22 protein-coding genes are annotated in these 18,966 nt (G+C 65.9%); 15 read left to right on the top strand and 7 right to left on the bottom strand.

Going from position 1 to position 18,966, the window contains the following annotated elements:
* Positions 1-4 precede the first annotated feature (4 nt).
* From mltB to lipA, 7 genes are read left to right on the top strand one after another with little or no spacing between them, the layout of a single operon-like run.
* The gene (gene mltB, locus ACMG4O_RS06385) at positions 5-1,054 is read left to right on the top strand and encodes a lytic murein transglycosylase B (protein WP_414434673.1); all 1,050 of its coding nucleotides are present in this window, start codon (positions 5-7) and stop codon (positions 1,052-1,054) included.
* Complete coding sequence (locus tag ACMG4O_RS06380) at positions 1,051-1,947, top strand: septal ring lytic transglycosylase RlpA family protein (RefSeq protein WP_414434672.1); 897 nt, start codon at positions 1,051-1,053, stop codon at positions 1,945-1,947. Before mltB ends, ACMG4O_RS06380 begins: the two co-directional genes overlap by 4 nt.
* A gap of 18 nt (positions 1,948-1,965) precedes the next feature.
* Positions 1,966-3,141 (top strand): D-alanyl-D-alanine carboxypeptidase family protein, encoded by a 1,176-nt coding sequence (locus ACMG4O_RS06375; protein ID WP_414434671.1) that lies wholly within the window; start codon positions 1,966-1,968, stop codon positions 3,139-3,141.
* 9 nt (positions 3,142-3,150) lie between these two features.
* Positions 3,151-4,023: a D-amino acid aminotransferase gene (locus ACMG4O_RS06370; RefSeq protein WP_414434670.1), complete on the top strand. Its 873-nt coding sequence runs from the start codon at positions 3,151-3,153 to the stop codon at positions 4,021-4,023.
* A gap of 26 nt (positions 4,024-4,049) precedes the next feature.
* Positions 4,050-4,319, top strand: coding sequence for a YbeD family protein (locus tag ACMG4O_RS06365; protein WP_142949575.1), 270 nt, complete (start codon positions 4,050-4,052; stop codon positions 4,317-4,319).
* Positions 4,320-4,332: 13 nt separating this feature from the next.
* Positions 4,333-5,010, top strand: a complete 678-nt coding sequence (gene lipB / locus ACMG4O_RS06360) for a lipoyl(octanoyl) transferase LipB (protein ID WP_370201829.1) — start codon at positions 4,333-4,335, stop codon at positions 5,008-5,010.
* Between the two features lie 17 nt (positions 5,011-5,027).
* Positions 5,028-6,032 carry a lipoyl synthase gene (gene lipA, locus ACMG4O_RS06355; protein ID WP_335629437.1) on the top strand — a complete coding sequence of 335 codons (1,005 nt, stop codon included), beginning with the start codon at positions 5,028-5,030 and terminating at the stop codon, positions 6,030-6,032.
* A 157-nt stretch (positions 6,033-6,189) separates the two neighbouring features.
* On the opposite strand, the gene ACMG4O_RS06350 is transcribed toward lipA, so the two are convergent.
* Positions 6,190-6,552, bottom strand: a complete 363-nt coding sequence (locus ACMG4O_RS06350) for a DUF6164 family protein (protein ID WP_414434669.1) — start codon at positions 6,550-6,552, stop codon at positions 6,190-6,192.
* A gap of 192 nt (positions 6,553-6,744) precedes the next feature.
* Here ACMG4O_RS06350 and dacB point away from each other — a divergent pair, with 192 nt between their 5' ends.
* The 7 genes from dacB to ACMG4O_RS06315 all read left to right on the top strand — a co-directional run bounded on the left by dacB (position 6,745) and on the right by ACMG4O_RS06315 (position 12,403).
* Complete coding sequence (gene dacB, locus ACMG4O_RS06345) at positions 6,745-8,232, top strand: D-alanyl-D-alanine carboxypeptidase/D-alanyl-D-alanine-endopeptidase (protein WP_414434668.1); 1,488 nt, start codon at positions 6,745-6,747, stop codon at positions 8,230-8,232.
* Positions 8,233-8,324: 92 nt separating this feature from the next.
* Positions 8,325-8,993, top strand: a complete 669-nt coding sequence (locus tag ACMG4O_RS06340) for a glutathione S-transferase family protein (protein ID WP_414434667.1) — start codon at positions 8,325-8,327, stop codon at positions 8,991-8,993.
* A 410-nt stretch (positions 8,994-9,403) separates the two neighbouring features.
* Positions 9,404-9,838, top strand: coding sequence for a copper resistance protein NlpE (locus tag ACMG4O_RS06335; protein ID WP_414434666.1), 435 nt, complete (start codon positions 9,404-9,406; stop codon positions 9,836-9,838).
* A gap of 230 nt (positions 9,839-10,068) precedes the next feature.
* The gene (locus tag ACMG4O_RS06330) at positions 10,069-10,761 is read left to right on the top strand and encodes a MotA/TolQ/ExbB proton channel family protein (protein WP_255442589.1); all 693 of its coding nucleotides are present in this window, start codon (positions 10,069-10,071) and stop codon (positions 10,759-10,761) included.
* A gap of 3 nt (positions 10,762-10,764) precedes the next feature.
* Positions 10,765-11,148, top strand: a complete 384-nt coding sequence (locus ACMG4O_RS06325; RefSeq protein WP_414434665.1) for an ExbD/TolR family protein — start codon at positions 10,765-10,767, stop codon at positions 11,146-11,148.
* A complete protein-coding gene (locus ACMG4O_RS06320; RefSeq protein WP_414434664.1) occupies positions 11,145-11,615 on the top strand; it encodes an ExbD/TolR family protein in 471 nt (156 codons plus the stop codon). Before ACMG4O_RS06325 ends, ACMG4O_RS06320 begins: the two co-directional genes overlap by 4 nt.
* On the top strand, positions 11,615-12,403 hold the full coding sequence (locus ACMG4O_RS06315; protein ID WP_414434663.1) for an energy transducer TonB: 789 nt from the start codon (positions 11,615-11,617) through the stop codon (positions 12,401-12,403). The genes ACMG4O_RS06320 and ACMG4O_RS06315 overlap by 1 nt, the downstream gene beginning before the upstream one ends.
* 10 nt (positions 12,404-12,413) lie before the next feature.
* On the opposite strand, the gene ACMG4O_RS06310 is transcribed toward ACMG4O_RS06315, so the two are convergent.
* Positions 12,414-13,028: a flavin prenyltransferase UbiX gene (locus ACMG4O_RS06310; protein ID WP_370183395.1), complete on the bottom strand. Its 615-nt coding sequence runs from the start codon at positions 13,026-13,028 to the stop codon at positions 12,414-12,416.
* Entirely contained in the window at positions 13,018-14,400 is a 1,383-nt protein-coding gene (gene mpl / locus ACMG4O_RS06305; protein WP_414434662.1) for a UDP-N-acetylmuramate:L-alanyl-gamma-D-glutamyl-meso-diaminopimelate ligase, read from the bottom strand. The genes ACMG4O_RS06310 and mpl overlap by 11 nt, the downstream gene beginning before the upstream one ends.
* 150 nt (positions 14,401-14,550) lie before the next feature.
* On the opposite strand from mpl, the gene ACMG4O_RS06300 reads away from it, so the two are divergent.
* Positions 14,551-15,009 carry a MaoC family dehydratase gene (locus ACMG4O_RS06300; RefSeq protein ID WP_194855989.1) on the top strand — a complete coding sequence of 153 codons (459 nt, stop codon included), beginning with the start codon at positions 14,551-14,553 and terminating at the stop codon, positions 15,007-15,009.
* A gap of 163 nt (positions 15,010-15,172) precedes the next feature.
* On the opposite strand, the gene ACMG4O_RS06295 is transcribed toward ACMG4O_RS06300, so the two are convergent.
* The 4 genes from ACMG4O_RS06295 to ACMG4O_RS06280 all read right to left on the bottom strand — a co-directional run bounded on the left by ACMG4O_RS06295 (position 15,173) and on the right by ACMG4O_RS06280 (position 18,965).
* Complete coding sequence (locus ACMG4O_RS06295; RefSeq protein ID WP_194855988.1) at positions 15,173-15,505, bottom strand: zinc ribbon domain-containing protein; 333 nt, start codon at positions 15,503-15,505, stop codon at positions 15,173-15,175.
* A gap of 14 nt (positions 15,506-15,519) precedes the next feature.
* Entirely contained in the window at positions 15,520-16,749 is a 1,230-nt protein-coding gene (fmdA, locus tag ACMG4O_RS06290) for a formamidase (RefSeq protein WP_142949589.1), read from the bottom strand.
* 124 nt (positions 16,750-16,873) lie between these two features.
* The gene (locus ACMG4O_RS06285; RefSeq protein ID WP_414434661.1) at positions 16,874-17,932 is read right to left on the bottom strand and encodes an AAA family ATPase; all 1,059 of its coding nucleotides are present in this window, start codon (positions 17,930-17,932) and stop codon (positions 16,874-16,876) included.
* Positions 17,925-18,965, bottom strand: a complete 1,041-nt coding sequence (locus tag ACMG4O_RS06280) for an aliphatic amidase (RefSeq protein WP_414434660.1) — start codon at positions 18,963-18,965, stop codon at positions 17,925-17,927. The genes ACMG4O_RS06285 and ACMG4O_RS06280 overlap by 8 nt, the downstream gene beginning before the upstream one ends.
* Position 18,966: the final 1 nt, after the last annotated feature.

Genomic DNA, 18,966 nt, shown 5'->3' with positions numbered 1-18,966 from the left:
GTTGGTGAAAAAAGGATTGTCGGTTGTACTGCGGGCGACCCTGGCGGGCGTCCTGCTCAACGGTGCCGCCCTGGCCGAGACCACCAAAACCAGCAATTACGCGGAACACCCGGAAGCCGGCGCGGTGATCGAGGCGCTCGGCGAACGGGGCTTTGATAAAGACCGCGTACGCAGCCTGCTGGCCGACGCCAAACGCCAGGACAGCATTCTTGAAGCCATTGCCCGGCCGGCGGAAAAATCCCTCACCTGGGCCGAGTACAGCCGCATCTTCCTGACGGATTCACGGGTGGAACAGGGGGTGCGGTTCGCCCGCGAACACGCCGACACCCTGACCCGCGCCGAGCAGAAATACGACGTGCCCCGCGAGATCATCCTCGCCATTATCGGCGTGGAGACCAGCTACGGCCGCAACAAAGGCAGCTACCGGGTGCTCGACGCCCTGGCCACCCTGGGCTTCGATTACCCGCCACGGGCATCGTTTTTCCGCAAGCAGCTGGTGGCGCTGTTCGAAATGGAGCGCGACGCGCACATCGACGCCAGCACCATCACCGGCTCCTATGCCGGCGCCATGGGCTTCCCGCAGTTTATTCCCACCAGCTACCAGGCCTACGCCGTGGATTTCGACGGCGATGACGTGATCGACCTGGTCAACAGCCCGGCGGACGCCATTGGCAGCGTGGCCAGCTACTTCGCCGCGCACAAGTGGCAGCCCGGCCTGCCGGTGGCCGCCCGCGCCCGCGTTGACGGCGACGACTACGACGCGCTGGTGAAAAAGGGTTACAAGCCGGGCTTTACGCTGGCGCAGGCCCGGAAGAACGGCGTAGTGGCAGTATCCTGCGAGGGTGATAGCCTGAGCAGCGACTACTGTTTCGACCTGCCGGCCGAGACCTCCGTGGCGATGCTCGACCTGATCGGCGACGATGGCCACGAGTTCTGGCTGGTAAGCGACAACTTTTATGTCATTACCCGTTATAACCACAGCGAACTGTACGCCATGGCGGTGTTGCAACTGTCGCACCGTATAGCCGATGCCCTGGAGGCCCAATCTCTGTGATTAGAGCGCTTTTTATTGTCACCACGGCTCTCGCCCTGGGCGCCTGCGCCACCGCGCCGGCGCCCACCGAGCCCCCCGCCCAGACGCCGAAACCGGCCGACGGCGCGCCCGGCTCCGACCGCTACGAGCACAAGGTGGATTCCGGCCCCGAGCAGCGCCCGGACGTGGAGAGCCAGCCCGAGCCGGTGCCGAAAGAGGAGCCGCTCAGCGCCTACGGCAACCCCAAGACCTACAGCGTCTGGGGCAAGACCTACCAGGTAATGGAATCCGCCGCCGGCTATGAAGAAGAGGGCCTGGCCTCCTGGTACGGGCGCAAGTTCCACGGCTACCGCACCTCCAGCGGTGAGCCGTTCGATATGTACCGCTTCACCGCCGCCCACCGGACCCTGCCGCTGCCCACCTACGCCCGGGTCACCAACCTGGACAACGGCAAAAGCCTGGTGGTGCGCGTCAACGACCGTGGCCCGTTCCATTCCGAGCGCATTATCGATCTGTCCTGGGCGGCGGCGGCGCGGCTCGGCATCGAGGGCAAGGGCACCGGCCGCGTGCGGGTGGAAGCCCTGACCGTGCGCGAGAAGGTCAAACCCAACCGCGAGGGCACGGTGCCCACCGCCGTGCGCGCCGCCGTCGACAGCCCGCCGCCGGATACGGCCAAGGCCGCCGAGGGCGACGAACTGTATCTGCAGGCGGGCGCCTTCCAGGCCCTGGACAGCGCCCGCAACCTGGAGCGCGCCCTGCGCGACGAACTGAAACTGCCGGTGTCCGTGCGGCAGCCGGAAAGCAGTGCGCTGTACAAAGTATGGCTGGGCCCGTTTGCCAGCAACGAGGCCCGCGACCGGGCCCGCCAGGCGATACGCCAGGCGGGCTTTACCCCACCCATCCCCGTGAACTGATCCGCCCGTAAGGCTGAAATGATGACTCAATACCTCTCCCCGCAAACCCTGCTGTTCCGGGTGTTCATCTGTCTCTCCCTGCTCACCCTGGCACCGCTGAGCGCCGCCAACGGCCTGATACCCCGCGCCCCCGACGTGGACGCGCGCGGCTACCTGCTGATGGACGCCAAAAGCGGCCAGGTGATCGTCGAGCACAACGCCGAGCAGGAGCTGCCGCCGGCCAGTCTCACCAAAATGATGACCGCCTATCTGGTGGAAAAGGAGATCGCCGCCGGCAATATCGCCGAGCAGGAGATGGTGCCGATCAGCGTTAAGGCGTGGCGCATGGGCGGCTCGCGCATGTTCATTCAGGAAGGCACCCGGGTATCGGTGCAGGATTTGCTGAAAGGCGTGGTGATCCAATCCGGCAATGACGCCAGCGTCGCCCTGGCCGAGTACGTGGCCGGCTCCGAGGAAGCCTTCGCCGACCTGATGAACAACCAGGCCCGCGAGCTGGGCATGGACGACACCCACTTCATGAACGCCACCGGCTGGCCGGCGGAGAACCACTACACCACCGCCCACGACCTGGCGATTCTGGCGCGGGCGATTATCCGTGACTTCCCGGAACACTATGATCTCTACGCCCAGAAGGAATTCACCTACAACGGCATCACCCAGCACAACCGCAACCTGCTGCTGTGGCGGGACGACAGCGTCGACGGCCTGAAAACCGGCCACACCGAGGAAGCCGGCTACTGCCTGGTGTCCTCCGCCAAGCAGGACGGCATGCGCCTGATCGCGGTGGTGATGGGCACCGATTCCGAGGCGGCACGGGCGCGCGAATCCCAGAAGCTGCTGAGCTACGGCTTCCGCTTCTACGAGACCTATGAAGGCTACGGCGCCGGCGACGTGCTCGACACACCGGCGGTATGGATGGGCGCCGCCAACCAGGTGCGTCTGGGCCTGGAAGAGGACCTGATTCTCACCGTGCCCAAGGACAGCCAGGATCAGCTGAAGGCGTCCATGTCGATCCGGCCGGAGCTGCGCGCGCCGATCCGCGAAGGCGAACAGTACGGCACCCTGACGGTCACGCTGGCCGACGAGACCGTGGCGCAGCGCCCGCTGGTGGCGCTGGAAAACGTGGAAGAAGCCGGCTTCTTTGCCAAGATCTGGGACCACGTCGTATTGTTCTTTAAAGGATTGTTCAGCTAGAGGCCGCTCATGGCGAACGGCAAGGTCTACCTTAACGGCGAATTCATGGACCCGGAGCGGGCCCGTATTTCGCCCATGGACCGGGGCTTTCTGTTCGCCGACGGCGTCTACGAGGTGATCCCCGCCTTCAACGGCGTGCTGTTCCGCCTCGACGCTCACCTGCAGCGCCTGGAACGGTCGCTGGCGGAGGTGTCCATCGCCAACCCCCACGACCGGGCCGGATGGCGGCGGCTCTGCGAGGAGATGGTGGCCGCCAATGGCGGCGGCAATCTGTCCGTGTATCTGCAGATCACCCGCGGCGTGGCCGACAAGCGCGACCACGCCTTTCCGGACCCGCCGGTGGCGCCCACCGTGTTTCTTACCAGCGCGCCGATCCCGGTGCCCTCCGCCGACAGCCTGCACCAGACCCGGGGCGCGGCGGCCATCACCCTGGCGGATACCCGCTGGGCGCGCTGCGACATCAAGTCGATTTCGCTGCTGCCCAATATCCTGCTGCGCCAGCAGGCGGTGGCGTCCGGCGCCGTGGAAGCGGTGCTGCTGCGCGAGGGTCTGGTCACCGAAGGCGCCGCCAGCAACGTGTTCACGGTGCATAACGGCGAGGTGAGCACGCCGCCGCACAGCACCCGCATTCTGGGCGGCATCACCCGCGATCTGGTGGTGGAGCTGTGCCGCGAGCACGGCATCCCGGTGGCGGAGCGGGAGATTCCCGAAGCGCGGCTCCACGACGCGGACGAAATCTGGGTGAGCAGCTCCACCAAGGATGTGGTGCCGATCACTCGCCTGAACGACCGCCCGGTGGGCGACGGCCGGCCCGGTGCCACTTGGAAAACGCTGTCGCGCCACTATATTCAGTTCAAGCGCCGCCTTTGCGGCCTGGATTGAGACACTGAACGAAAGAGAGACCGACCATGGCGATCCGCGAAGACCTGTGGGACTTTCCCCACGACATGCAGCTCAAGGTCATGGGCGCCGCCGATGCGCCCCTGGAAGACGCGGTGGCGGACATCCTGGAGCAGCATGTGGCGGATTTCGACCGCCACGCCCACCTGAGCAGCCGCCCCAGCACCAAGGGCAACTTCGTGTCGATCACCGCCAGCGTGACGCTGCGCCACCGCGAACAGGTGGAAAGCATCTACCGGGATCTGGATGCCTGCCCGCACGTCAAAATCACCCTCTGAGCCGGCGCCCGCCATGCCCACCACGCCGGTCACAGTGCGTCATTTCCCCAGAGTGGACTACCCGTCCTGCTGGCAGGCAATGAAGGATTTCACCGAGCAGCGCGACGCGCACACCGGCGACGAACTCTGGGTGCTGGAGCACCCGCCGGTTTATACCCTGGGCCAGGCCGGCAAACCGGAGCACATCCTCGACCCCGGCGACATCCCGGTGGTGCACAGTGACCGGGGCGGCCAGGTGACCTACCACGGCCCCGGGCAGACGGTGGTCTACCTGCTGCTGGACGTGCGCCGGCTGGGCCTGGGCGCCCGCGCCGTGGTCACCGCCATTGAGGACAGCGTGGTGGAATACCTGCGCGACCAGGGTCTGGACGCGGAGAACCGGCCCGGCGCCCCCGGCGTCTATGTGGCCGGCGCCAAGATCGCCTCGCTGGGGCTGCGCATCCGCCAGCGCGGCAGCTACCACGGCCTGTCGCTCAACCGCGAGCCGGACCCGGCGCCCTGGCGACGCATCAACCCCTGCGGCTACGCCGGGCAGCCGGTCACCAGCCTGGCCGCCGAAGGCGTGACGGTGTCCCGCCAGGCGCTGGAGCAGGATCTGGTTACCATTCTGTCGCGCCGGCTGGGGCTCACCCCCCGGACAGCCCCGCCGCCGGACTGGTACACTCCATTGCAGAGCCCACAAGGCAGATAACTTCGAGAGACGTTCCCATGAGCGAAGCCCAGGCCGACCGCCCGGTGAAAGCGAAGGTTAAAGTCGGCGACAAACTACGCGGCGCCGACAAGGTCCGCACCATTCCGCTGGTCAATGAAGTCCGCCCGGCCCGCGAGCGCAAACCGGACTGGATCCGCGTTCGGGTGCCCGCCAACGGCGAGATCCAGCGCATCAAATCGATGCTGCGCAAGCAGAAGCTGCACACCGTGTGCGAGGAAGCGGCCTGCCCCAACCTGCCGGAATGCTTCGGCGGCGGCACCGCCACCTTCATGATCATGGGCGACATCTGCACGCGGCGCTGCTCGTTCTGCGACGTGGGCTTCGGCCGCCCCAACGGGCTGGACCCGGATGAGCCCAAGCATCTGGCGGAATCGGTGGCCGACCTGGGGCTCAAGTACGTGGTGATCACCTCGGTGGACCGGGACGACCTGCCCGACGGCGGCGCCGCCCACTTCGCCGAGTGCATCCGCGAAGTGCGCGCCCTGAGCCCGGACACCAAGGTGGAAATCCTGACCCCGGATTTCCGGCCCTGCCTGGACGACGCCCTGGACATTCTCGACGCCACTCCGCCGGACGTGTTCAACCACAACATCGAGACGGTGCCGCACCTGTACAAAAAAGCCCGGCCCGGCGCCCGCTACCAGCATTCCCTGGACCTGCTGCGGCGCTTCGGCGAGCGGCGTCCGGACGTGCCCACCAAGTCCGGCATCATGGTGGGCCTGGGCGAGACCAACGATCAGGTGCTGGAAACGCTGCGCGACCTGCGCGACCACGGCGTCGACATGATCACCATCGGCCAGTACCTGCAGCCCAGCAAATTCCACGCGCCGGTGGAGCGCTATGTGCACCCGGACGACTTCAAGATGTTCGCCGTGGAAGGCCGCAAGATGGGCTTCACCTCGGTGGCCTCCGGCCCCATGGTGCGCAGCTCCTACCACGCCGACCTGCAGCACAAGGGCATCGACGTCGGCGATCCGGAGAACCTGGCCCGCGAGCTCTAACCAACTTGTAGGAGCGGGCCTCGCCCGCGAAAGGGTGGCGTCCAGCCACCCGGCAGGATCCCAGAGAGGCTGAGGGAGCTGCCGTTAGACAGGTCTCTGGGATCCTGCCGGGAGCTTTGCTCCCTTTCGCGGGCAGGGCCCGCTCGCACAAGGCGGGTCAACCCAGCGTCACGAACGGCACCACTGTGATTAGCAGCACCGCGATGGCGGCGATCAGAAACGCCAGCGCCCGCAGCGGCCGGGCGCGCAGGTTGCGCCACACAGTGGTGGGTTCGCCGCGCCGGTGCGCCTGTTCGAAGGCGGCGCGCTGCTGCTCGAGACGGCGCCGCTGATAGTCCGCCAGCAACGGCCGGGCCCGCTCCCAATCCTGATCGTCGCTCAGCCAGATGCCGCCGGCGGAGACGCCCCAGACGCTGGGTTCGGTCTGGTAATGGGGGATGCCGTGCTGATCCAGCAGCGCACAAATGTCATCGCGCTCGTCGTCGGGCACCCGGCGCAGGTTAAGCAACAATTTCGACATCCAGGTTTCCTCTTTGGGCAGGTGGGCAAACGGCGCCGCCACTATAGCAAACCCCGGCGGCGAACCCCGCCCCGTGGCGCGCTGGAAGAATTTACAATTACCCCACCATCGCCCTCCTGACCGCCCCCGGCTTTTCCTTTACGCTAGTGTTCACTAACCCGTTGGACCCTAAACAGGGAGAGTTCCGGACTTATGCGGCTTGCCGTTCGTGTTCTGTCGATTGTTGTCGCCGCCACCCTCCTGACCGCCCCCGCCGGCGCCGAAGACTGGCCGGACCGGATCATGGAGCGCATGGAAGCGCTGCAACTGCCGGATGAAGCCCTGGCCCTCGCCGCCGTGCCCCTGGACGGCCCGGGCGAGGCGCGCTTCGTCAACGCGGACCGGGTGATGAACCCGGGCTCCACCATGAAGCTGCTGACCACCTACGCGGCGCTGGAGCTGCTCGGCCCCAGCTTCAAATGGCACACCCGCGTTTACACCAACGGGGAATTGAACGGCGACGTGCTGGAGGGCGACCTGTTTCTGGTCGGCGCCGGTGACCCCAAGCTCACCGAGGAGCGCCTCTGGCAGCTGCTGCGCGACCTGCGCGCCTACGGCATCCGTCAGGTCCAGGGCGACCTGGTGCTGGACGATTCCTACTTCCGGCTGCCCCACGGCCAGCCGCATTTCGACGACGACGGCGACAACCCCCACGCCCCTTTCCTGGTGGAGCCCCACGCGCTGCTCACCAACCTGAACGTGTTCCACTTTCAGTTCGCCGCCCGCAAGGACGGCGTCAGCGCCTGGGTGGACCCGGTCGCCGACGCCATCACCCTGGACAACCAGATCACCCTGACCAGCGGCGGCCGCTGCCCCTCCGGCCGCCGTCTCAAGGTGGAACCCAGCTACCAGGACAACGGCCGTATCACCGTCACGGTCTCCGGCTCGCTGCCGCCGGGCTGCCGGGCCGGCAACTATCTGTCGCTGATGAGCCAGGAAACCTACACCGCCGCCATTATTCGCGGCCTGTGGAAACAGCTGGGCGGCACCATCACCGGCGCCACCCGTTTCGACCGCCTGCCGGCGGGCGTCGACCTGCTCGCCACCACCTCATCGCCGGACCTGGTCACCATGGTCCGCGACATCAACAAGTGGAGCAGCAACGTGATGGCGCGCCAGCTCTACCTGACCATCGGCGCCGAACACCGGCTGGCGGAAGACCGCGACGACCTGGCCGCCGCCGAGCGCACCATCAAGGACTGGATGGCGCTGAAAGGCATGGATCCACGCGCGGTGGTGCTGGACAACGGCGCCGGCCTGTCCCGCGACGCGCGTATGAGCCCCATGGAACAGATCAAGATGCTGCAGCAGGCCTGGCGCAGCCCGTTCGCCGCCGAGCTGATCGCGTCCCTGCCGCTGGTGGCCATGGACGGCACCATGCACAACCGGCTGCGTGACACCGGCCTGCGCGGCGAAGGCCACATCAAAACCGGCTCGCTCACCAATGTGCGCGCGGTGGCCGGCTTCACCCGCGACAGCAACAACACCACCTGGGCGGTGTCCGCCATCGTTAACACACCGTCGGCCTGGAAAAGCCAGGCGGTGCTCGACGACGTGCTGGAAGCGGTGCACCGCCTGCCCGGCGCCCAGGCCGCGGCGGTGACCCGGAACGAAGCCGGCACTCCCAGCGCCGGGGGCTGACGGCCGGAGCGCCCCACCTTGACGGTAAAGCAGGCCGCCCGATGCTATGCTCTGCGCTGCATTCATCACCCTTACCGTATCGGGGAAGCTCAATGATCATCGTCCACCATCTGGAAAAATCCCGCTCGCAACGCATCGTCTGGCTGCTCGAGGAACTCGGCGTTCCCTACGAGATCGAGCACTACAAACGCGACCCCAACACCATGCTGGCCCCCGAGCCGCTGCGCCGGGTGCATCCGCTGGGCAAGTCGCCGGTGATCACCGACGGCGACACCGTGGTGGCGGAATCCGGCGCCATTATCGAGTACCTGGTGGAAAAGCACGGCGGCGGCCGCCTCAAGCCCGCCGTGGACGACCCCAACTGGCTGAACTACCAATACTGGCTGCACTACGCGGAAGGCTCGCTGATGCCGCTGATGGTCATGAAGCTGATCTTCAGCAAGGTGCCCAAGGCGCCGATGCCGTTCTTCGCCAAGCCGATCGCCAAGAAAATCAGCGGCGGCATGGTGGGCGGCTTCGTGCAGCCGCGCATTGAAGAGCAGCTGCGCCTGGTGGAAAGCCACCTCGCCAGCCACACCTGGTTCGCCGGCGAGGCACTGACCGCCGCCGACGTGCAGATGAGTTTCCCGCTGCAAGCCGCCGGCGCCCGCGCCAACCTGGACGCCCTGCCGCACATCCGCGACTTTATCCAGCGCGTGGAAGCCCGCCCGGCCTATCAGCGCGGCATCGAACGCACCGGCCCGCTGGAACTGCTCGGCTGAACCCTTCCCCACCCTCCCCCTGTCGGACCCGGGCACCCCGCACCCCCGCGAACTGTGACCCGGGTCCACTTTCCACCAAAGTCCAATGACGCTAATTGCATAGGCCGTTATTCTTACAAGCGTTAACAGTAAGTTACTGTTTTAAGGGCCCCGGCTGCCCTATTCTCAAATGCAAAAAATGGCTTGGCATCAAGCTTTCGGCTGACTCACTGGTCTGGGGAAACATGATTCTGCTGTACTTTCTAATCGCTCTGGGGGTGGTCTTCCTGATCGCGGAAGGGGTGCAACGCTACCTGGCACGCCGCCGGGACTGAGCCGTTCTTCACGGTTAAACACTGTTAAAGCTGTGAACCGGTTCACGGAGCGCGGTCTATACTGACACCACTTAATTGATGTCAGGGAGACCAAATATGAAAAAAGCCCTTTCTGTTCTCACGCTTGGCGCGCTGTTCGCACTGGCCGGCTGCCAGACCGCTCCCGAACCACAACCGGATCCCAAAGCCAGCAAAACGGTGTACCAGGGCGTGCTGCCCTGCGCGGACTGCTCCGGGATCCAGACCACCCTGACGCTGTACCGGGATGAGGCGGATCAGCCGTCACGCTTTGAACTGCGCCAGAAGTTTCTGGACGGCGCCAAGGCCGGCGGCAGTGACGTGGACCGCGGCAACTGGATCGCCGAGCGGCAATCCGTGGACGGCAAGTCCTACCCGCTGTTCATCCTTAATCCCACCGATCCGGCCGAGCAGTTCCGTTTTCTGCAGAAAGCCACCAACGCGGTGGAAATGCTGAACGCCGACGGCGAGCCGATCGAGTCCGACTTCAACTACACGTTGATCCAGCGCTAAGGACTCTGGAATCCTGCGGGGCAACCTTTGCCGGCCGGCAAAGCCGGCCTTTCGCTTGCAAGGCAAGCTCCCACAAGCGCGGGTCCCACCGGACCCGCCGCCTGAAATGTAAATAGGAATGACTTGCATTCAGGCCGCGAGATGCTAGACTCCGGCTCTCTGGCGATATCGCCCTTTTTCTGCCCTTTTTCCCGTGATGGCGGTATGCGCCCGCCAACAGGAGTTCGGACATGATGTCTTCCTTGCAGCTTCAACTCCCCGAGTGGTTCGTCGCCGGCGGTGTCGCCATGTGGCTTTTGGCGGTGCTGTCGGTGGTGGCGCTCGCCACGCTGCTCACCAAGATGCTCCAGTTCGCCCGCCTGCGACCGGTGGCCAGCAAACAGGCCGACGCCCTGCTGGAAAGTCTGGAGCGCGGCGATACGCCGGTGGTCGGCGACGCCGGGCGTTCGCCGGTGGATCAGGTGGTGTTGAGCGCCTGGCACAACCGCGCCATGGACGCGGACAGCTGGGAAGAGGACAGCCTGCGGCGCGGCCGCGAGGCGCTGGAAGACATGCGCGGCGGCCTGCGCACCCTGGAAGTGATCAGTGCGCTGTCGCCGTTGATCGGCCTGCTGGGCACCGTGTTCGGCATGATCGGCGCCTTCCAGGCCCTGGAAGCCGCCGGTTCCCAGGTGGACCCGTCGATTCTGTCCGGCGGTATCTGGGAAGCGCTGCTCACCACCGCCGCCGGTCTTACCGTGGCGATCCCCGCGCTGGCGGCCTTCCATTGGGCCGACCGCACCATTGAGCTGTGCCGTGAAAAAATGCAGGACCGCCTGGCCCGCCTGAAGGTGCAGGTGCGCCGGCAAGGCGCCGGACAAACCCGGGACAGCGAAGCACCGGCCCGCGATCAGGCCCCGCGCCGGGTCGCCGTCGGCGGCTGATCCATGCACCTGGAACCGGAACGCCATCGCTCCCCGACCATCAGCCTGACACCACTGATTGATGTGGTGTTCATTCTGCTGATCTTCTTCATGCTCGCCAGCCGCTTTGGCGACTGGAAGGATCTGCCGGTCAATGTGCTGCCCAGCGAGGCCAGCGAGCAGCGCCAGGATCAGGACTGGCTGACGCTGACCGTCACCGCCGACGGCCAGGTGGAGATGGAGGGGGAACGCTATGCGGTGTCGGCCCTGGCGGAACGCCTGCAAGGGCGGGACGCCACGGTGCTGATCACCGGCGAAGCGGACGCGCCGCTGCAAGCCGCCCTGGCCACCCTGGACGCGGCCCGCGCCGCCGGCATTGAGGACGTGCAGCTGGAGCTGATGCCATGAATCTGGAGTCTCCGGACAGCGGCCGCCGGCCGCCCCTGGAGCCGGTACTGCCGCTGATCAATGTGGTCTTTCTGCTGCTGATCTTCTTCATGGTGGCGGGCCAGCTGGCGCCGCGACCGGAAGGGGACGTGGAGGCGCCGGACAGCGCCAGCGCCGACACCGAGGAGAACCTGGAGCAGTTCATGCTGGTGCTGGACAAGAAAGGCCGGCTGCTGCACCAGGGCGAGCCGGTGGACCCCGAGCGGATGGCGGACCTGATCCGCGAGCACCGCCGCGCCGCCGCGGCGGCCGAGGACACCACCGCGGTGGACGCCGCACCGCCCACCGATACCGACGGTCCCCAGCCGGTGCGCCTGATGGCCGACGCCGACACCGCGCTCAGCACGCTGCGTAACAGCCTGGAAACCCTGCGCGACGCCGGCGTGGAAGAAGTACGCCTGGTAACCCGGAGTAAGAACACACCGTGATGCCCAAACCCCGCGTGATTCTCGCCTGGAGCCTGGCCCTCGCCGCCCATGCCGTGTTGCTGGTGGGCGTGGGCAGCATGACCCTGGCCGGTGGCCGCCCCGCCAAGGAGGGCCAACAGCAGGCGGTGACCCTGAACCTGGCGAAAAAGCCCAGCGACAGCCCGGTGGCCACGGCCCCCGAGCCGGCCCCGGAACCCAAGCCCGAGCCGAAGCCGGAACCCAAGCCTGAGCCGAAACCCAAGCCCAAGCCGGAACCGAAACCCGAACCCAAGCCAAAACCGAAGCCGAAGCCTGAACCCAAACCGGAGCCCAAGCCGGAACCTGAGCCTGAGCCTGAGCCCGAACCAGAGCCGGAGCCGGAGCCGGAAACCGAACCGGCGACGCCCGCACAGCAGCAGGACACCGAAACCCGCACCGCCGACCAGTCCCAGCAGCAGCCCCAAGGCCAGAAAGGCATGGCCGGTGACCCCGGCGAGGGCGTGCGTAAAAGCGGCGACCACGACAACCTGCTGGATCGCTACCTGGGCAAGGTCCGCGACACCATCGAATACAACAAGGAATACCCGGCTCGGGCGCGGATGCGCCGCCAGCAGGGGGTGGTGGAAGTAAGCTTCCTGGTGGACAGCAACGGTCGTGCCCTGGAGGTCACGCTGACCAGCAGTTCGAACAGCCGTATTCTGGATCAGCAATCCCTGGAACTGGTGCGCCGGCTGCGTTTCCCGGAACCGCCCACGGAGCTGGGTTCCGAGCCGATCAGGGTGAACCTGCCGTTGCGTTACTCTCTGTGAGCCGCCGGGGTCACTCGCCCCAGCGCTTGACCAGGGTCTGCTCGACGCCGAGCTGGTCGAGAATCCGCGCCACCACGAAGTCGATCAGATCGTCGACGCTTTGCGGGCGGTGATAGAACCCGGGCGCCGCCGGCAGGATGGTGACGCCCAGACGGGCCAGCTTGAGCATGTTTTCCAGATGAATCGCCGAGAACGGGCTCTCCCGGGGCACCAGAATCAGCTGGCGGCGCTCCTTGAGGGCCACGTCCGCGGCACGCTCGATCAGATTGTCACTGGCGCCACTGGCGATCGCCGACAGGGTGCCGGTGGAACAGGGGCACACCACCATCGACGCCGGCGCGCCGGAGCCCGAGGCCACCGGCGCGGTCCACTGCTCCAGGCCGCACACGGTGAGCGCGCCCTGGTCAGTGCCGGCGTACTCGCGCAACACGGTTTCCGCCTTGCCGGTGCCGGCGGGCAGGCTGAGATCGGTCTCCATGCCGATCACCACCCGCGCCGCCTTGGACAGGATCACGAACACCTCGCAGTCCGCTCTCAGCAGACACTGCAGTAACCGCAACCCGTAAGGGGCGCCGGAGGCCCCGGTAAACGCCAGGGTGACACGCTGGCGTGTGCTATCCGTCATGGGTTTCACTCCCTTGAGGCAAACGCTGTCGCAGCGCCGCCAGCAGTTTTTCGTGCACGCCGCCGAAGCCGCCGTTACTCATCACCACCACATTGAGGGGCCCGGGCTGGGCCGCCACCGACGCCACCAGGGCGTCCAGGTCGGTTTCCACCCGCGCCGGCACCGGCGACTCGGCGACCACCGCGTCCAGGGACCATTCCAGCCCCGGCGGCTGATACCAGATAACCTGATCCGCGTCCCGGGCACTGGCCGCCAGGGCCTCACGGTGGCGGCCCAGGCGCATGGTGTTGGAGCGCGGCTCGATCACCGCCAGCACCTGCTCGTCGCCCACCCGACGGCGCAGGCCGTCCAGGGTGGTGGCGATGGCCGTGGGGTGGTGGGCGAAGTCGTCGTAGACGCGCACGCCGTCCACCTCGCCGCGCAGCTCCATGCGGCGCTTCACGCCCTGGAAGCGGCCCAGGGCGGCGGCACCGTCTTCCAGGGTGACGCCCACATGGCGCGCCGCCAACAGCGCCGCCATGGCGTTATTGACGTTATGGCGGCCGGTGAGCGACCAGTCCACCACGGCGATGTCTGTCCCCTTTTCCGTCACCGTGAAGCGGGAGCCGTCCGGACGTTCCAGCCGGTAGCCCGGGTCGGCCTGCTCGCCGAACCGCTCCACCTCGCTCCAGCAGCCCCGCGCCAGGGTTTCCTCCAGGGCGGCTTCGCCGTGGGGCAGAATCACCCGGCCCAGGGACGGCACGGTGCGCAGCAGATGGTGAAACTGGGTCTGGATGGCGGCCAGGTCCGGAAAGATATCCGCGTGGTCGAACTCGAGATTGTTGAGCACCACGGTGCGCGGCCGGTAGTGCACGAACTTGCTGCGCTTGTCGAAAAAGGCGGTGTCGTACTCGTCCGCTTCGACCACGAAAAACGGCGTGCCGCCGAGCCGCGCGGAGACGCCGAAGTTACCGGGCACGCCGCCGATCAGATAGCCGGGATCGAGGCCCGCGTCTTCCAGAATCCAGGCCAGCATGGAGGCGGTGGTGGTCTTGCCGTGGGTGCCCGCCACCGCCAGCACCCAGCGGCCGGGCAGCACCACCTCGGCGAGCAGCTGGGCGCCGGAGGTATAGGGCATGCCCTGGTCCAGCACATGCTCCACCGCCGGGTTGCCCCGGCTCAGTGCGTTGCCGATCACCACCAGGTCCGGGGCCGGCTCCAGCTGAGCGGGGTCATAGCCCTGGATCAGCTCGATGCCGGCGGCGCTGAGCTGATCGCTCATCGGCGGGTAGACGTTCTGGTCGGAGCCGGTGACCCGGTGCCCCTGGGCCCGGACCAGCTGCGCCAGCGACCCCATGAAGGTGCCGCAGACGCCGAGAATATGGATGTGCATGGAAGACCTCGAAGAAACTCTGAACGCAGGATACAACATCGGCCTCAGGCCACAAGCCGGCCGGCCGCCGGCGCCGCTGTTTTTGAGCTTGAAGCCTGCCGCGTGAAGCCTGAAGCTATCTCTTTTTTTGAATCGTTCGAGGAGAGACCAATGCTGACAATCAACGGCCCCGAAGAGCTGAAAAGCTGGGAAGGCAAGGAACTGGGCGTCACCGAATGGATGACGGTGAGCCAGGAGCGCATTAACCAGTTCGCCGAAGCCACCGGCGACCACCAGTGGATTCACGTGGACGTGGAGCGCGCCAAGAAGGAATCGCCCATGGGCGGCCCCATCGCCCACGGCTACCTGACCCTGTCACTGATCCCAATGTTCAAGGACGAGATCTACACCGTGGAAGGCGCCAAGGCGGGCCTCAATTACGGCCTCAACAGCTGCCGCTTTCTGACCCCGGTCCCCGCCGGCGGCCGCGTGCGCGGCCGCTTCGTGATGAAATCCGTGGCCGCCAAAGGCGAAGGCCGCTACCTGCTCTGCAACGAAGTCACCATCGAACTGGAAGGCAGCGACAAACCCGCCTGCGTCGCCGAAAGCCTCGGGATGGTGCTTTTTTAGTTAATGGTTAACAGTGAATAGTTAACAGCGACGCGGGCAAAGCCCGTGGAGCCCGAAACGCAAGAGGCCGCGCCCAAACCCCGAGCGCGGCCTCTTTGCTCTCGGACCTGCGCATAGCCGGCCCGCGTCGCTGTTAACTATTAACTATTAACTGTTAACTGAATCAGTGGCTGATCATCCAGGGCCGCGCCGACGGAAACATCTTATTGCCTTCGGCGGTGTAGAAGACCTTGGGTTTGTGGCGTTCGTGGTGGCAGCAGCCCTGCTCCTTTTCCGAGTGCTGGTTGCCGCGCCGGGGTTCGTGGCGGGCCCGTTCGTTGCGCTCGAAGGCCGAGCGCCGTTCCGGGGCCATGTCCAGTACCTCCGGGGCGACCAGGATCACCCGCGCGGACAGCACGCCGCAGGTGGGGCAGGGGCAGGTTTCCCCGGACGCCTGCACCGGCACCAGCTCGTGGAACAGGCCGTGCTCGGTGCATTTATAGTCGTACAACGGCATGGTGGCGCCCTCCCCTATTTATCCTTGGCCAGCGGCACGTCGGTGCTGCCGGCGACGCTGTGTTGCGGGCCGTCGACACCGGGCTTGAGATCGAAGTCGAAGATGTCGGTGGGCAGCCATAATGTGGCGCAGGCGTTGGGCACGTCCACCACCCCGCTGATGTGGCCCTGCACCGGCGCGCAGCCGAGCAGCGAGTAGGCCTGGGCGCCGGTATAGCCGAACTTCTTCAGGTATTCGATGGCGTTCAGGCAGGCCTGGCGGTAGGCGATGTGCACGTCCAGGTAGTGCTGCTTGCCCTGTTCGTCCACGGAGATGCCTTCGAAGATCAGGTAGTCGTCGTACTTGGGCGCGATCTTGCTGGGTTTGAAGATCGGGTTCTTGATCGCGTACTTCTCCATGCCGCCTTTGATCAGGTTGACGCGCATGTGAATCCAGCCGGCCATTTCGATGGCGCCGCAGAAGGTGATCTCGCCGTCGCCCTGGCTGAAGTGCAGGTCGCCCACGGACAGGCCGGCGTCTTTCACATACACCGGGAAGTAGATTTGCGAACCGCGCGACAGATCCTTGATGTCGCAGTTACCGCCGTGCTCGCGGGGCGGCACGGTGCGCGCGCCCTCGGCGGCGGCCGCCGCTTTCTCGCTGCCCTTGAGCTTGCCCATATGGGCGGTGTCGGCGAACGGCAGGTTGACCAAACCGGGCACGCGATCCGGCTCGGTGTCGTAGAGTTCTTTTTCGCGGCTGTTCCACTCGTTGAGCATGTCCTTGGAGGGCAGGCAGCCGATCAGGCCCGGGTGAATCAGGCCGGCGAACTCCACGCCGGGGATGTGCCGGGACTTGGTGAACATGCCGTTGAAGTCCCAGATGGTTTTCTGCGCTTCCGGGAAATGCTCGGTGAGAAAGCCGCCGCCGTTCTGCTTGGAAAAGAAGCCGTTGAAACCCCACTGGCTCTCCTCGAAGGTGCCGATATCGAGGATATCCACCACCAGCAGATCGCCGGGCTCGGCGCCTTCCACGCCCACCGGGCCGGACAGGAAGTGCACCTGGGTGAGGTCCACGTCGCGCACGTCCTCGGCGTTGTCGTCGTTATGGATCTGGCCGCCGGTCCAGTCGTGGCATTCAACGATGAAGTCGTCGCCGGGCTTCACCATTGCCGCCATGGGAATGTCGGGATGCCAGCGGTTGTGCACCATATCGTTGTCGTAGGGCGAAGTGTCGAGATCGATTTTAATGATGGTCTCAGCCATGGTGTCGGTTCCTCCAGTTTTTCGGGCAAGCGTGATTCCGTGGGTTTCAATATCGGTGATCGGCGCACCGCTCACCATTCGCGAAAAGGCCCCGGCGACTACGTCAGATGACGTATTGCCCGGCTCAACGGTTCACCGGCACCACGCTCAGCCGGTCGCCGTCGAGCAGCGCCAGAAAGGTGTCGTCGGCGGGGCGTTCCAGCAGGGCCCGGGCGAGCGCCGGTTCCAGCTCGGCGCGCAGGCGGCGGGCCAGATCCCGGGCGCCGAAGCGGTCGTCGTGGGCGCGGCAGAGAAACTGGCGCGCGCTGTTGTCCAGCTCCAGACGGGCGTCGCGCCGCGCCAGACGCTGGTTGAGTTTGCCCAGCTCGATGTCCAGCAGGGTGTCCAGCCAGGCGGCATCAAGCCGCTGAAACGGCAGTACCCGGTCAACGCGGTTGATGAACTCCGGGTCGAAACGGCGATGCAGAGCGCGCTCCAGGACCCGGTCCTCGTGGCGCGGCGACAGCCCCAGCCAGTGCCGCCAGCCCTGCTGGAAACGGGCGCGGTAATCGCCGGCCTCGCGGGCGCCCACATTGCTGGTCATGAAAATCAGGGTGTTGCGGAAATCGATGCTGCGGGTACCGCCGGACAGCAGCAGCCGGCCGCTTTCCAGCACATTGAGCAACGAGCGGATCACTTCGGTGCTGGCCTTTTCCAGCTCGTCGAACAGCACGATACCGGGCTTGCTGAAACTGCCCTGGATCAGATCCACGTCGAACAGGGTGTGGCCTTCCTTGCTGCCCACATAGCCCGGCGGCGCGCCGGTGAGTGCGGCGGCGTAGTGCTCCTGGGCCAGGGTGTTCATATCGATGCGGCAGAAGCCGTCCGCGCGGCCGTGAATCGCTTCGCTGATCAGCCGCACGGTTTCGGTTTTACCCACCCCGGTGGGGCCCATGAACAGATTCACCGCCAGCGGCCGATGCGGGTCGCCGATGTCCGCCTTGACCACCCGCAGCATGTCTTCCATGGCGTCGAGCACCGGCGCCTGACCGACGATGCGGGCGCGCAGGCGCGCCATCACCGCCTCCGGCTCGAACACAAAGCGCGGTGCCCGCTCCGGCCGGCTGGCCCGTTCCTCCCGGGCCAGCCGCTCCTGGTTTTCCTGCAGACGGTCGTTGATAAAGGGCATGGCGGACTCAGGCATTCTTCTCTTTACCGTCCACCGGCAGGTCCTTCACCGGACAGTCCGCCACGCCCACCGTGGAGCGGGTCATGGCTTCCACGTTTTGCTGGGCCTTCTGGGCGTCCATGACCCAGGTGCGGTAGAACTCGAACGGGCAGTCCGCGATGCCCTTGTCGCCGTCGCCGGAATCGTGGATGCCGGTGTAGCCCCGGTGCAGCAGCTTGAACAGATGGTTCTGGGACTGGTCGTTGGCGCGCGCGTCGCGGATCTGACTGATCGAGAGCTGGGCGTACTGAATGCCCATTTCCTCTTCGCCGCACTCGCCGAGCGTGCGGCCGTCGAAGCCGATAATCGCGGAATGGCCGAAGTAGGAGTAGACGCCGTCGAAGCCGGCCGCGTTGGCCACCGCCACATAGCAGTTATTGGCCCAGGCCATGCTTTTGGACATCATCACCTGCTGCTCCTTGGCCGGGTACATATAGCCCTGGCAGCGCACGATCAGCTCGGCGCCCTTCATGGCGCAGTCGCGCCAGATTTCCGGGTAGTTGCCGTCATCGCAGATGATCAGGCTGAGTTTCATGCCCTTGGGGCCTTCGGTGACGTAGGTGGTGTCGCCGGGGTACCAGCCTTCAATCGGGCACCAGGGGATGCACTTGCGGTACTTCTGCACCACTTCGCCCTGGTCGTTGATCAGAATCAGAGTGTTGTAGGGGGATTTGTGTGGGTGTTCCTCGTGGCGTTCGCCGGTGAGGGAGAATACGCCCCAGGTCTTCGCTTCCCGGCAGGCGGCGGAAAAGATCGCGGTCTCGTCGCCGGGCACGGTGGCGGCGGTGTCCATCATCTCGTCCGGGTCGTACATGATGCCCATGGTGCTGTATTCGGGGAACACCACCAGGTCCATGCCCGGCAGGCCCACCTTCATGCCTTTGATCATCTCGGCGATGGCGCGGGCGTTATCGAGCACCTCGGCGCGGCTGTGCAGGCGCGGCATCTTGTAGTTGACCACCGCCACCCCGACGGTATCGCTGCTGCTGGAAATATCACCGTGTCGCATA

The sequence above is a fragment of the Alloalcanivorax venustensis genome, assembly GCF_047495515.1.
GTDB classification, from domain to species: Bacteria; Pseudomonadota; Gammaproteobacteria; order Pseudomonadales; family Alcanivoracaceae; genus Alloalcanivorax; species Alloalcanivorax venustensis.
The sequence above is the reverse complement of the archived record's forward strand: the minus strand, read 5'-3'. Positions and strand labels throughout refer to the sequence as shown.